14 protein-coding genes and 1 pseudogene are annotated in these 14,536 nt (G+C 38.6%); 3 read left to right on the forward strand and 12 right to left on the reverse strand.

Features of this window, described 5'->3' with window-relative positions; genetic code table 11:
- Positions 1 to 3: 3 nt before the first annotated feature.
- The 9 genes from QSG86_RS13310 to nudC all read right to left on the reverse strand — a co-directional run bounded on the left by QSG86_RS13310 (position 4) and on the right by nudC (position 9,157).
- A complete protein-coding gene (locus QSG86_RS13310; RefSeq protein ID WP_317031946.1) occupies positions 4 to 1,326 on the reverse strand; it encodes a HAMP domain-containing sensor histidine kinase in 1,323 nt (440 codons plus the stop codon).
- Between the two features lie 117 nt (positions 1,327 to 1,443).
- Positions 1,444 to 2,493 carry a cyclopropane-fatty-acyl-phospholipid synthase family protein gene (locus tag QSG86_RS13315; protein WP_317031947.1) on the reverse strand — a complete coding sequence of 350 codons (1,050 nt, stop codon included), beginning with the start codon at positions 2,491 to 2,493 and terminating at the stop codon, positions 1,444 to 1,446.
- Positions 2,494 to 2,495: 2 nt separating this feature from the next.
- Entirely contained in the window at positions 2,496 to 3,284 is a 789-nt protein-coding gene (locus tag QSG86_RS13320) for a DUF1295 domain-containing protein (RefSeq protein ID WP_317031948.1), read from the reverse strand.
- Between the two features lie 35 nt (positions 3,285 to 3,319).
- Positions 3,320 to 4,510: a cyclopropane-fatty-acyl-phospholipid synthase family protein gene (locus QSG86_RS13325; protein WP_317031949.1), complete on the reverse strand. Its 1,191-nt coding sequence runs from the start codon at positions 4,508 to 4,510 to the stop codon at positions 3,320 to 3,322.
- Complete coding sequence (locus QSG86_RS13330) at positions 4,510 to 5,301, reverse strand: DUF1365 domain-containing protein (protein ID WP_317031950.1); 792 nt, start codon at positions 5,299 to 5,301, stop codon at positions 4,510 to 4,512. The genes QSG86_RS13325 and QSG86_RS13330 overlap by 1 nt, the downstream gene beginning before the upstream one ends.
- An 18-nt stretch (positions 5,302 to 5,319) precedes the next feature.
- The gene (locus QSG86_RS13335; protein ID WP_317031951.1) at positions 5,320 to 6,597 is read right to left on the reverse strand and encodes an NAD(P)/FAD-dependent oxidoreductase; all 1,278 of its coding nucleotides are present in this window, start codon (positions 6,595 to 6,597) and stop codon (positions 5,320 to 5,322) included.
- Positions 6,594 to 7,580 carry an acyl-CoA desaturase gene (locus QSG86_RS13340; protein ID WP_317031952.1) on the reverse strand — a complete coding sequence of 329 codons (987 nt, stop codon included), beginning with the start codon at positions 7,578 to 7,580 and terminating at the stop codon, positions 6,594 to 6,596. Before QSG86_RS13340 ends, QSG86_RS13335 begins: the two co-directional genes overlap by 4 nt.
- Positions 7,581 to 7,713: 133 nt before the next feature.
- Entirely contained in the window at positions 7,714 to 8,268 is a 555-nt protein-coding gene (locus tag QSG86_RS13345) for a lipocalin family protein (RefSeq protein WP_317031953.1), read from the reverse strand.
- A gap of 112 nt (positions 8,269 to 8,380) precedes the next feature.
- Positions 8,381 to 9,157, reverse strand: coding sequence for an NAD(+) diphosphatase (gene nudC, locus QSG86_RS13350; RefSeq protein ID WP_317031954.1), 777 nt, complete (start codon positions 9,155 to 9,157; stop codon positions 8,381 to 8,383).
- Positions 9,158 to 9,477: 320 nt separating this feature from the next.
- Between nudC and QSG86_RS13355 the strand changes: the two genes are divergently transcribed.
- Together QSG86_RS13355 and QSG86_RS13360 are read left to right on the forward strand one after the other, a co-directional pair.
- Positions 9,478 to 11,001, forward strand: coding sequence for a cryptochrome/photolyase family protein (locus tag QSG86_RS13355; protein WP_317031955.1), 1,524 nt, complete (start codon positions 9,478 to 9,480; stop codon positions 10,999 to 11,001).
- A complete protein-coding gene (locus tag QSG86_RS13360; protein ID WP_317031956.1) occupies positions 11,002 to 11,163 on the forward strand; it encodes a DUF2256 domain-containing protein in 162 nt (53 codons plus the stop codon).
- Here QSG86_RS13360 and QSG86_RS13365 read toward each other — a convergent pair.
- The gene (locus QSG86_RS13365) at positions 11,160 to 11,423 is read right to left on the reverse strand and encodes a TIGR03643 family protein (RefSeq protein WP_317031957.1); all 264 of its coding nucleotides are present in this window, start codon (positions 11,421 to 11,423) and stop codon (positions 11,160 to 11,162) included. The two genes, QSG86_RS13360 and QSG86_RS13365, sit on opposite strands and share 4 nt — an antisense overlap.
- A 358-nt stretch (positions 11,424 to 11,781) precedes the next feature.
- Between QSG86_RS13365 and QSG86_RS13370 the strand changes: the two are divergent.
- A pseudogene (locus tag QSG86_RS13370) lies at positions 11,782 to 12,033 on the forward strand (transposase); the annotation flags it as partial.
- Between the two features lie 382 nt (positions 12,034 to 12,415).
- Here the strand turns inward: QSG86_RS13370 and QSG86_RS13375 are convergent.
- Both QSG86_RS13375 and QSG86_RS13380 read right to left on the reverse strand, forming a co-directional pair.
- Entirely contained in the window at positions 12,416 to 13,750 is a 1,335-nt protein-coding gene (locus QSG86_RS13375; protein WP_317031958.1) for an FMN-binding glutamate synthase family protein, read from the reverse strand.
- Between the two features lie 30 nt (positions 13,751 to 13,780).
- Positions 13,781 to 14,506 (reverse strand): protein glxC, encoded by a 726-nt coding sequence (locus QSG86_RS13380; RefSeq protein WP_317031959.1) that lies wholly within the window; start codon positions 14,504 to 14,506, stop codon positions 13,781 to 13,783.
- Positions 14,507 to 14,536: the final 30 nt, after the last annotated feature.

Genomic DNA, 14,536 nt, shown 5'->3' on the forward strand with positions numbered 1-14,536 from the left:
GCATTAACATAAATATACCAATACAATTAAGCCTGTACTTAAAGCAAGTTTGGTGTCTTGGTGTATATTTAAATAATATTGGCGATCAAACAATTCGATACGCCATCCTAACTGCCGACACAACTTTTCAACCAACTGTAGCCCAATACCATATCCCTTAATCTCTAATTGTAATGGGTGATCAGAAAGTTGCTGTACTTTAACATTATTTGGCAAAGTTACGCCGATGCCATTATCGGCAATTAATACCTGATTTTTTTGTACAATGATATCAATTCGAGTTCCTTGAGAATAATTGAGTGCATTACGTAAAATATTACTAAATACCATTTTTGCCATAGATACATAAATATCACGAGGACGCTCATTTAAATCGTGCTGCAGATGAATCTGTATCCCTTTATGACCACTCACAGCACTTAAATCATCAATGAGTGCTTGTAATACTGTTGATAACAGCATGTGTTCAGCATTGAGTGTATTGGTGGTATTACGTGCAATCGCCAATAAAGTATCGACCAACAATTGCATATCTTCGATGGTATTATGCAACCGAGTAAAAATCTTATTTTCACCGTAACGCGCTTGGCATAATTGAATATTCCCCTTTAAAATCGTCAATGGTGTTCGCAACTCATGACTGACATCACCGGTAAATTCACGCTCACGCTGAATAAACTCACTCAAGACTTGATGATATTTTTCCAATGCTTGCTTTAGATATTCAGCCTCAATATTAGATTCAGTGCAAATCGATTGAAATGGTGATGCTTGATTATTTTGATGTTGCCAATCAATATATGCCAATGCATTGGCCAAGCGGGTGATTGGAGAAAAATGACGTCGTGCACGACGATTCCACCACCAAAGTACGCTATATAACACCACCAGACTGACCATCAGTGGCGCCAATCCAAATAACCAAATCAGTTTATTGACATTACTTTCACCAAAAACCAGCAATACATGCAAACCATTTTTTTCACCATAGACAGCCATACGTTGTTTGCCATCAATAAAATAACGATGAACACCAGGTTTTAAATGTAAATGCTGAAAGGCTTTAGGAACGACGTCACGCCAACGATATCCATATAAATTTTTGGTATCTGGTAATGCTGCGCTAGGATTACGTTCTAAACGCTGCCAGTAATGTGACATTTCTTGCTCAAGTGCTGTTTTGAGTAAAGAGCCCTTAATCACCCACGCACTACAAGCAATGCCAATGATGACGGCCAGTGCAATAAATCCAATTTGTAAAAAGTAATAACGATTAAATACCTCACCCAAAGGATGATCACGTTTATCTTTAAAGAACTTTAACATGGAGTAATTTCTCGTACTGCGCCAATCTCAGCTTAAATGGTGGATGATCCTATCTAAGCTAATTATCATCATGCTGATATGTTATGGATCATCAATATGAACTTAATTGATATTTACTCAAGGATGAACTGGCTTAAATATAAAATGACCAATCACCCATTCTTGCCCATGATCATAACCAAATAACTCGGCACAAGCCATAAAGAAAATTCGCCAACGTTGCCACCAGATCGCAGCATCCTGACCATAGGTCTGTACAAATAATGGCTGCAATCTCTCTTTCTGGCGATCCATATTTTCTAGCCAAGCATTAGCAGTACGTTGATAGTGTGTGCCAGCCCATTGCCAATGCTGTTGTAATTGTAAATCTTGCTGAAAGTGTAACAAGGTTGATGCCGATGGCATTAAACCGCCACTAAAAAAATATTTTGACATCCAGTCAAATTGATTTTTAATTTCAAATGGATAGTGTAAAAAACGATGACAAAAAATATGACACCATAATAGACCATCTGGTTTTAGCCATTGCTTAATTTTATGGAACAGTTGCTGATAATTCCGTACGTGTTCAAACATTTCTACCGAAACAACACGATCAAAACTGGCTATTGGCAATTCTAATACATTGATATCACAAGTGATCACTTTAAGATTTGTCAGGTTTTTAAGTACTGCTTGTTGTTCAATATACTGACGCTGCGTTATCGAGTTTGAGACTACCGTAATACGTGCCTGTGGGTAATGCTCTGCCATATACAGGCTCAAAGATCCCCAGCCACAGCCAATTTCAAGAATGTCTTGTCCATCCTGTAACTGTGCACGCTGACAATAAGCCGCAAGGGTCGCTTCCTCTGCCTGATCTAGCGTCGTATCTGCATGCTGAAAAAAACTCGCACTATATTTTAAACGTTTGCCCAGTACGGCCTGAAAAAATGCGGTTGGTAATTCATAATGCTGCTGATTGGCTTTATCTGTTTCAATCGCAATCGCACTGTTTTGCAATAAATTTAAAACTTCCATATAACGCTGTGCAGCACGTTGAGGATCAAAACGGCCTTCTTCAGTTAAACGCTTTTTACTCAGTGTACGAATACCTGCACGAATAGCAATATCAGGAATCTTGCCACTTTCGATAAGTTCTAAGGAACGTTGAATCATAGAATCCATATTTATTTACTCTTTTTTTTCGGTGGCCATGGAAAAAACATGGAGGTTCGTTGCTGATAGGCTGCATAATTATCAGCACGATGCTGTAATGCCTGCTGTTCGCTAAAAGGAATACCGGTAATGTAATATAAGAATAACCACATCAAAACAGGATATAACCACAGGCTATAGACATCCGCAGCAAGTGCTAATATAGGGTAAGAAAACCAATGTAACCATTCAAAAAAATAATTCGGATGACGTGAATATCGCCATAATCCTTGATCTAAAGTTTTGGCTTGATTGGATGGATTTCGCTTAAAGCGATACAACTGTTGATCTGCAACAGTTTCACCCACTAAAGCCAACAACAGAATCAAAACTGCAATCATCAGCGTTATAGGCATCCAATTCTGCCATTGTGTTTCATTGAAACTCAGTAACGTGAGCATCGGATAAGAAAATAAAATCGCTAATCCTGCTTGAAAGATAAAAAATGCCAAAAATCCCCAATGCTGATAACGACCCATTGCACGGCGCATATTGGCATAACGCGTATCTTCTTGTGTTTCACTGAGATAACGACGTAACAAATGCCAGCTTAAACGTATAAACCAAAAACTACTGCCTAAACCAATAAATAGACGAATCAATAATGGTGCACTGCTACTTAAATATGCTGCCCAAATCACATTACAGGCAATACAGCAGCTCCACATCACATCGACTAATCCTGCCCTGTGGTTATAGGTCACGATCAGCCATGCGATCAACATCAGCAGCAGATTTATCAAAAATAAGGACAAGAACATAGGTATATACTCAACCTTTGATCGATCAATGTGATTTAATAAGCACTGGCTTCAAATAACAGCTGTACATCACTAATCACGCCTTCACGAAAACCACCCTCGCAATAACATAGATAAAAGTCCCACATCCGTATAAATGACATATCAAAGCCGAGTGCCAATACCTGATCATGTTGCGCTAAAAAACGTTCACGCCAATAATGTAGGGTTTGTGCATAACTTTGACCAATATCCTCTAAGTGCTTAAGACGTAATTTTTGCTCAGAAGCTGCCTTGGTCATCACACTAATACACGGAATAAAGCTGCCTGGGAAAATATAGCGCTTAATATAATCTACGGTATTTAATGCCTTGCTATAACGCGCATCTTCAATAGTAATCGCTTGAATAAGTGCTAAACCATTCGGCTTAAGCAATTGATAACACTTTGTAAAATAAGTTGATAAATACTGTTCACCCACCGCTTCAATCATCTCAATCGAAACCAGTTTATCGTATTGACCTTGCAATAAACGATAATCTTTTAACTGTACATCTACACGATGAGACAATCCTGCTGCGGTGATACGTGCTTGTGCTTCATGATATTGTGCTTCAGAAATGGTAATTGTGGTCACTTTACAACCATAATGCTGTGCAGCATAAATGGCAAATCCACCCCAGCCACTACCAATTTCTACCACATGATCTAAAGGACGTAATTGAAGCTTTTGACAGATCAGCTCTTTTTTATATTCAGATGCCTGTTCTAGATCCATATGAGGGTTTTGAAATACTGCACTGGAATACATCATGCTCTGATCAAGAAACAATTTAAAAAAATCATTACTTAAATCATAATGCTCAGCAATATTTTTACGACTTCCTGCAATTGAATTTTGACGTGACTTATACCACGCCTTTAAAACAAGCTGGCTGGTCTTTACGATCGCATTCTGATTAATACGATCAAGTACATCGCGATTACGTGCCAAAATACGAATAACATTAACCAAATCATCACTATGCCAATAACCACGAATAAATGCTTCTGCAGCACCTAACACGCCATTACGCAATAATAAATCCATTAATCGAATATCATGCACTTCAATCACAGCCACCAAATCATCAGCTTCACCAAACTGGCCTTGCCAAATACCTTGGAAAATGAATTGACCATGACGTAGTTTTAACAAGTGACGTAACACGATGGGTAATGCCACATTCTCAAGCTGTTTTTTCATCAACCTTTATTTCCTTTATCTTTCTGAGGATGACGATAAAATGGAACTTTCTTTTTCCATAATCGTAATGCATTCATATAAATACCAGCGACCATCCTAAAAGGCTCAATTACTTTACATACAGCATAACGATACTGCTGTGAAGGAAATGTGATTGCCTGCAGGGAAAACTTCATTGTGGCATCAAATTGCAATACATCTTGCTCAAATAATTGCATATGAATCACATAATATTGCTCAGAAAAACTAAATCGCCAACGATAATCTAAAGCCATCGGCATAAATGGAGAAATATGAAAATCTTTCTTAAAGTCAAATTGATAGGTTTTATAAGGTCCATATTGAATGCCTATTTTTCGGCAATCATGAATATAGACTTTTCGTTCTTTCCAAGGTGTATTGGTAATTTCACTCAGAATAAAAACAGGTTGCTGATCTAGATCAAAAATGACATAAAACACCACCGAGTTAAATCTAAAGCCACAGCTTCGTGGTAAGGCTAAAACACGAATAGTTTCAGTAGCAGATAAATGGTAATGTTGTTGTTGCAGCAGTAAATCAGCCACTTTTTCTCTAATGGTGCCCCTGTGCATAATTAAAAAATCTTGGGGATCTAAGCCAATCACATTCCAGCCTCGATTCGACCACAATACACATTGTTGAGTAAATGTTGCTAGTTGATCTGGATCAAACCATAAGTAACTTAATGTGGTGTTAAAGCGGTGCGACTGAGGCAGATAACGTCGATGACGAATATGTGCCGATGCAATTGCAAGTGGATAAATAGCCATATTCGTATCCTCAATCAGCTAGTTGGATAATTGAAGTAATTGTTCAACCACCCAAGAAGCACTTCGTGCACCATCTTCATGAAAGCCCCAACCCCAGTATGCACCACAATATGACGTATTGCGTTGCTGATTAATTTCCGACCAACGCTGCTGTGCACCAATCGCGGCAGCATCAAATATCGGATGACGATATTGACGTTGGACCCATATTTTTTTAGGATCAATCACCATATTTGGATTTAAAGTGGCAAAGACTTGTGTTTTACATGGCAGGTTTTGTAGACGATTCATCCAATATGTAAAGCCATAATGAATGCCATTTTGCTGAAATGGTGTTTGTTGCTGGTGCTGTTTTGCGGTTACATGAACATGCCAACTGGCCCATTGTCGTTTGGATTTTGGCATAATACTGCAATCTGAATGCACCACCATGGTATTATCTTGATAGCGAAACTGCTGTAAAATATCCTGCTCAAGCGTAGATGGATCTTGTAGCAATTTTAAACTGTCATCGGCATGACACGCCAATACAACCCAATCAAAATTCATTGTTCCTTGTGCAGTTTCAAGCTGTACACCTTTGGATGTACGTGTAACAGCATGAACAGCCGTATATTGAAAATCAATATTTTTTGACTGTTGCTGTAATGCACGTACATAACTTGCTGAACCACCTTTAACCGTTTGCCATAAAGGGCGATCTTTAAGCTGCAGCATACGGTGATGCTGGAAAAAATGAATCACAAATTTATAAGGAATTTGCCCTACCTGCGTTACAGGACAAGACCACAATGCACCACACATCGGGTATAAATGCTCTTGACGAAATGCCTGAGAATATCCTTGCTGATCCAGATATTGCTCAATGGTCAAATCAGCATTAAGTTCTGTGACATCAATTTCTTTATTAGTTGCATAAAACCGTAATAAATCTGCCAACATACGACGAAAATCAGCTTTTAAAAAATTTTGTGGTCTCAGTAATAAAGAAAATTTTTGCGAAGGATTATACTGTAACTGTGAAACCTGATTGTTGACTGAAAAACTCATATCGCTGCTTTGTGTCGTCACACCTAGCTGATCTAGCATGTCAGAAAATAATGGATAGTTATAGGCGTTAAATACAATAAAACCACTGTCTACTGCAATATGATCCCCATCAATAGTCAGTTGATGCGTATCGGTATGGCCACCGAAATAATGATTTTTTTCAAAGAGTGTAACTTCATGGACTTGGCTTAATTTCCACGCGGCATATAAACCCGAAATCCCTGAACCAATAATTGCAATTTTCATAGTAACTCCTTTGATTTAATACAATATTGTTTCAACTTTCTGGCTTTCTTCTGTTGTTTTGCTCGTGCAATTTTGCTGACTTGATAAACACGTGCGGGGATAGGTTTAATCCCCCAGACCAAACCCAACCAAGACATCAGCTTTAATCCGTAATAGGTCATATCAATTTGCCACCAATAAAAACCTTGTCGCGCACTACCCGCATAATAATGATGATTATTATGCCAACCCTCACCTAAAGTAATCACAGATAAAAACAAATTATTCCGACTATGATCTTTGGTATCAAAATCACGATGACCATAATGATGTGCCAATGAATTAATACATAAGGTTGCATGTATTAATAATACGGTAGAAATGACAAATCCCCAGACCAATAACTGTGCACCAGAGGTTGCTAGTTGTGGCCAAGTCACTGCTAAATATTCACCCAAGCCATAAATCAACACCGCGGTCAATAGCACAACAATCAAACTAAAACGATCTAGCCAAATTAACTCAGGATACTTAAGCCAATCTTTAATCACTGCTTTACGAGTAGCAAAGTTATAATCGTTCAGAAACCACCCAATATGACTATAATAAAAGCCACGTGTAGATGCATGTGGATCATGTTCGGTCTCAGTATAGCGATGATGATAACGATGATGTGCAGCCCACCATAAAGGACCACGCTGCGCACTCATGGTACCAATCAATACAAAGATAAACTGCACAATACGAGAAGTTTGAAAAGTTTTATGTGATAAGTAACGATGAAAAAAAGCAGTAATTGCAAACATTCGGATTAAATAAAAACACAGCATAAAGCCAACAGCAAACCAGGAAACCCCAACCCAAAATACAGCAACACAAGCAATATGCAGCACAATAAAAGGTAAAATCCTGAGCCACTGAATCTGGGTATTTTCAACTGTTGGTGTATGTTGTGACTCTACGCCAGACCAACTATCGATCCAACGTAGTATATTTTTAAACATAAACTCATCCTCAGATTAAGATCATCTTTACTCTGTTTAATGAGTTTAATCAGTTAGATATGAATTTTATGTGAACTTAAAACATGATGATTAAACATTCAGTACAAGAGATCATTAAGCCAAGGAATTTGGCTTAATGTGATGATTTTACCAGTTTAGTGACATCATAACCGTAGTGTTTTGCAGTATTTAAATAAGACTGATAGGTTTTTTCATCTAACTGTGGTTCACGCGATAATATCCATAAATATTTATCACTAGGTCCACCAATCAGCGCAACTTTATACTCAGGATCAATACGTAAAATCCAGTAATCACCACGCGTAAAAGGAATCCATCTTAAACCTTTAGGTAAAAAGCTGACCTTAAGCTTACTGTTACCTGCATTTTGCGAAACAGCAACACCCTCAGCAGTCATCATTTCACCATTTTTATCACGGCAACGATTAATCACGCCGATGGTTTTATCGGCATTCAGCTGATATTGTGCAGTGGTATGAGAAACGCAGTGGCGCTGAAAATACATGGGTAAATGTGCAATTTCATACCATTTTCCAGCATAACGCTCAATATCAATCTGATTGACCGCTTGAGGTGCAACAACAGCAGTATTTTGTGCTTGGCTATGCCAAGATAAACTTAAGCTGGTGATCGCCAGCATGGTGCTGAATAAAAATCGTGATGACATGGATTTAATCCTTCACAAATGAGCATTGACCATAACACAGCAGAATGTGAACAAAACGTCAATTACCCATCAATATATTGGCCTAGCTGAGCAATTGTTCTCCGTTGTCAATCTACTTAAATTGATTGCATTGATTTTTCATCCTCTGAATCCAATCCATAATCATCCGATGTGCAATACTGCCTGAAAAGGGTAACTCTGGTAACTGGTCTAACTTAAAGAATTGTGCATCACTCAACTCTTTTGCTTGAAGCTGAATATCGCCTGCTGCATATTCGGCCCGAAAAGCCAACATCAAATTACTGGGAAAAGGCCAAGATTGACTGGCAAAATATTGAAGATTCTTAATTTGCAAACCAACTTCCTCAAAAGTTTCACGGTGTACAGCCTCTTCAACATTTTCTCCTACTTCGACAAAACCGGCAATAAGACTATACATTTGAGTTTTAGTTCGTGCATTCTTTGCCAATAAAATTTCATCTTGACCACGTGTAATTAAGGTAATGACACAAGGATTCACACGTGGATAATAACGATAACCACAAGCACTACAACACATGACGTATTGTGTTAATAGCAGTTGTACAGGATGTGCGCAGCGGCTACAAAATTTATAATTACGTTGCCACTCTAATAATTGTAATGCGCGACTGGCTTGTTTAAATTGTTCTACATGCCATATTTGTACCAATTGGCGTAGATCTAGCCATTGATAACCTTGAGCCACCATATGGCTGACATCGTGATCTTGCACGTCACGTGCAATCACATCACTTGTAACTGATACAATTAAATCCTGTTGCTGCTGCGGAACACTTGGCAATTGAAAATGAGGATTAACCAACAATTGCTGCTGTTTAAATAGATATGCTGTTACATACATGATCATAAATCCAAGATAAAAAAAATCCCACATAGCAGGATATATGGGATTATAAAAAAGAAATCACCAAACTCAGTAGCTTACTTTTAATCATCTTAAGCGCATATTATGCGCAGTAAAAGTGAATTACAACTTTAATAATTGGTCTTTTTTTATCAGAAATCACATAATTTTCACATCTTTTATGGTGGTAAAATTAGTCAAAATAACTCTTGGTACTAAACCAGATATACGACATGGTCAATTTAAAATAGCAACGGGGATGATTTCACAAAAAATTGAATATGCAAGAATAATGATGATGATTTCTATAACGGATATGGCGGATGCGTTTTGGTTTAATTTTAGGAGATCAACTCAGCCATTCATTGGCAACACTACAAGCATTAGATCGTGATCATGATATTATTTTAATGGCTGAAGTATTAGAAGAAGCAACCTATGTTGCACATCATCCACAAAAAATTGCACTCATTTTTAGTGCTATGCGCCACTTTGCCAAAGCCCTTAAAGCACAGGGTTGGCGTATACATTATCATTGCTTTGCATCCAATCATTTAATTAAAAAGTTGCTTGATTTTGTACAATTACAACAACAACGCTATCATGCAACTCAATTAGTGTTTACCCACTGCGGTGAATATCGATTACAACAAGAAATCGTACAATATTGGCCACAGCAATTACAACTGTCGATACAATGTCTTGACGATACACGCTTTTTTTGTACTCCCAGACAATTCCAATCTTGGGCTCAATCTTATTCACAACGGCGCATGGAATATTTTTATCGTCATCTGCGTAAAAAAACGGGCTATTTAATGCAAGATGGACAACCGATTGGTCAGCAATGGAATTATGATCATGTTAACCGTAAAGCTTGGTCTGGTACTCCGCCTTTAATAGCAAGGCTAAAATTTAAACGTGATCAGATTGATCTTGATGTCATTGCTTTAGTCAAACATCACTTCCCACACCATATCGGTCAACTTGAGCAGTTTGACTGGGCGACCACACGAGATCATGCATTAGATGCTCTTCACTATTTTATCGAGCATCATTTGGCTTATTTTGGTGACTATCAAGATGCCATGGCAATAGATGCAGATATCTTATTTCATAGTGCATTATCCCCCTATCTCAATTGCGGCTTGTTATTGGCCAAAGAGGTCTGTGATGCGGCTGAGACGGCATATTATCAAGGTCGCGCACCATTAAATGCAGTAGAAGGTTTTATTCGGCAAATTCTTGGCTGGCGCGAATATGTTCGTGGGATTTACTGGTTATATATGCCGCAATATGCCACACAAAATTTCCTCAATGCACAAGCAAAATTACCGCAATTTTATTGGACTGGCCAAACCAAAATGACATGTATGGCAGAATGTTTTCGCAATACATTTCAACATGCCTATGCACATCATATTCAACGCCTGATGGTAACGGGTAATTTTGCATTATTAACAGGAGTCAATCCACAAGCGCTTAGCCAATGGTATCTTGCTGTCTATGCCGATGCTTATCAATGGGTAGAACTGCCAAATACCATTGGCATGGTGATGTATGCAGATGGTGGCATCATGGCCAGTAAACCCTATATTGCCTCAGGCAATTATATTGATAAAATGTCAAATTACTGCGCATCGTGTCACTACAATGTCAAAACACGTACCGCAACAGACAGTTGTCCATTCAATAGCCTATATTGGTATTTTTTAATCCAGCATCAAGCGATATTTCGAACGCATCCACGAATGAAGATGATCTATCGTCAACTTGATCAACGTCAAGATCTCGATGAGATCAGCACCCATGCCCAATACCTTCTCCAGCATATTGATGAGCTATAAATGACAAAAAAACAGCATCTACCTGAAAAAATATGTGTACACTGTAAGCGCCCTTTTTTATGGCGTAAAAAATGGCACCGTTGCTGGGAAGAAATTAAATATTGTTCTGAGCATTGTAAACGTCAAGGAAAAATCTCTCAGCGTCATATGCGTGATCATTAAAAACGTTTATATTGCCGTGAACAATACGCTCGGTTTACATCAGGTGAACGTAATTGCAGATGCTTGGTTTTTCGTCCTGCCATACGTTGACGCCACAGTTTAAAACTACTTGGTTTTAAATGTTGACGCATCAAGCGAACTACGGCAGATTCATTTAAACCAAACTCGTCTTCAATCGCTTCAAAAGGTGTACGATCTTCCCATGCCATTTCAATAATACGTGATAAATTCTCTATTGTATGTTGAGTTGTCGACTGCATAGTTAATGTCTCTAGATGCCTCTCATAGTATGTAATAAAAATCAGATTGGCGAAAATAGTCCATGATTTAAACGATCAATAATAATTAAATCATTGATCACCATACTGCTATTTTGCTGATATTAGAGAATATAAAGTGAAAAAAATGTGATTTTTTAAATAGATGACACCGCAACCAACTGCTATGCCTAATCTGTTATTAGGTGACAAAATCACCATCCAATGCCATCACTTATATCTGTATGAATGGTGATTTGAACATATTTTGCTCTGCGACTTGGTATGCTCAGCATGTCATAGATTAGAATTTTGACATCCCATACAATAACATAAGCATAGATAAGCAGATATAGAGTAATATGATTCTGAACATATCAGGAAGTCAGCTAGAAATCGAAAAATGATACCTATTATTCCATTAAGATCAAATAGTAAGAAATTCAATCCTGATTTTGATAAGTACTTATATCGCTTAAGACATTTAGTTGAGAATGCCTTTGCAAGATTAAAACACTTCCGTGCAATAGCAACTCGATTTGATAAACTCGCACGTAATTATCAGTCTATGATTTATATCGCCTGCATGTTCATTTGGTGTAAATCTAAATGAGGACACACCCTAGTCACCATCAAATTTATAAATATTTTATTCAAAAAATGCACAAAAGAATATCATCTCATTAAATGACTAGAATAGCCCGTATAGCATCATCATATTCAATACTTATTTTTAAATATTTGCGATATTGCTATATTTTTTTAATGCATTTTATTTTGCCAGATAAAAATTCTGTTTCGAAATACCACATCACATCTATGATCGATTTAAGCATTCTGCTTTACACTATTCTGTCATGTCTCCCACCACACTGTCAGTGGGAGTTTTTGCTCAAGCTAAATAAAAATCATCATATGCATCGATGATATGATGCCAATTGCAATACTAACATGCACCATGGTCTGACATCATTTACATCATGATGGTCAAAATTTTAGTATTGTACTTGACCTGGTACCCAATTGGTTCCTGCAAGCGGGACACGAGCCATCGCTGCAGCTTCAACATTCAATGCCACCAAATCTTCTGGATCAAGATGGTGTAAATGTGATTTACCACAGGCACGCGCCATCGTTTGTGCTTCGAGCACCAATACACGTAAATAATTGGCTAAATGACGACCTCCCTCTACAGGATCTAAGCGTTGGGAAAGTTCAGGATCCTGCGTGGTAATCCCAGCTGGATCACGGCCATTTTGCCAATCATCATAATAACCTGCAGCCGACCCTATCGCCTTTAATTCGGCATCTAATCTTGGGTGATTATCACCCAGTGCAATTAATGCTGCTGTACCAATTGCAACGGCATCTGCTCCCAGGGCCATCGCTTTTGCAACATCTGCACCAGTACGAATACCGCCTGAGACAATCAATTGAACTTTACGATGCATACCCATTTCTTGCAAAGCCTGCACGGCTTGTGGAATCGCAGGTAAGATAGGAATTCCAACATGCTCAATAAATACTTCCTGAGTTGCAGCTGTTCCTCCTTGCATACCATCCAATACAATCACATCTGCACCCGCTTTAACTGCAAGTTTGACATCGTAGTAAGGACGACTCGCACCAATTTTGACATAAATTGGTTTTTCCCAATCAGTAATTTCACGTAACTCCGCAATTTTAATCGCCAAATCATCTGGTCCAGTCCAATCGGGATGACGGCAGGCACTACGCTGATCTACCCCTACAGGTAAGGTTCGCATTCCTGCGACGCGCTCTGTTACCTTCATCCCCAGTAGCATGCCACCACCGCCTGGTTTGGCACCTTGCCCTAACACAATTTCAATCGCATCTGCTTTACGTAAATCATCTGGATTCATTCCGTAACGAGATGGAAGATACTGATAAATTAAAGTCTGTGAATGACCACGCTCTTCTGGTGTCATACCACCATCACCGGTGGTTGTAGACGTCCCAACCATTGAAGCGCCACGGCCTAAAGCTTCTTTGGCATTGGCAGATAATGCACCAAAACTCATCCCTGCAATGGTGACTGGAATCTTGAGATGAATCGGTTTTTTAGCAAAACGATTCCCCAAGACGACATCTGTACCACATTTTTCACGATAGCCTTCTAAGGGATAGCGTGACATACTGGCACCGAGCAATAATAAATCATCAAAATGTGGTACTTTACGTTTGGTACCACCACCGCGAATATCATAAATTCCAGTTGCAGCAGCACGCTGAATTTCTTGAATCGTTAAACGATCAAATGTAGCAGATTCACGTAATACTGGTTCAAATTCTTGAGTTGTTTGAGTCATATCTAAATTCTCCATGAAAAGCTAAAAAGGCTAGTAAGCAGATGCATTATCAACTTTGAAGTTATATAGCTGACGTGCCGAACCATAACGTTTAAAACATGTTGGATCCTCATCAAATCCAGCTTTTTCAAGCAACTCTGCTAGTTCAGCTAAATGCTCAGCGCGCATTTCTTTCTCAATACAATCAGAACCTAAAGATTTAACATGACCTTTTACATAAATACGTGTTTCATATAAAGAATCACCTAATGCATCTCCTGCATCACCACATACCACCAAACGTCCTGCTTGCCCCATAAAACAACTCATATGGCCAATACTACCGCCAACAACAATGTCAACACCTTTCATTGAAATGCCGCAACGTGCACCAGCATCTCCATCGATCACCAGTAAACCACCATGTGCAGTGGCCCCTGCTGCTTGTGATGCATTACCTTTGACACGAACTGAACCAGACATCATATTTTCTGCAACACCCACGCCCACATTACCATGTACCACAATATCTGCTTGTTGATTCATACCAGCACAGTAGTAACCAGCATGCCCTTCAATCGTGACATTGATCGCGGCATGAATACCAACCGCAATATTATGCTGTCCCGCTGGGTGAGTAATGACCCAATCTTGAATATTGCTGGTCAACTGTGGATCATGTAAAGCTTGATTAAGCTCACGAACATCATCTAATGCTAAATCATAGTGCTCTTTTAAGCATGCTGTACTTATTTTTTCTGCCAATGCAATCGTCATATTTTTTCCCCATTATCTGTTATTGATTAT

It is taken from the genome of Acinetobacter sp. SAAs474 (assembly GCF_032823475.1).
Lineage (GTDB): Bacteria > Pseudomonadota > Gammaproteobacteria > Pseudomonadales > Moraxellaceae > Acinetobacter.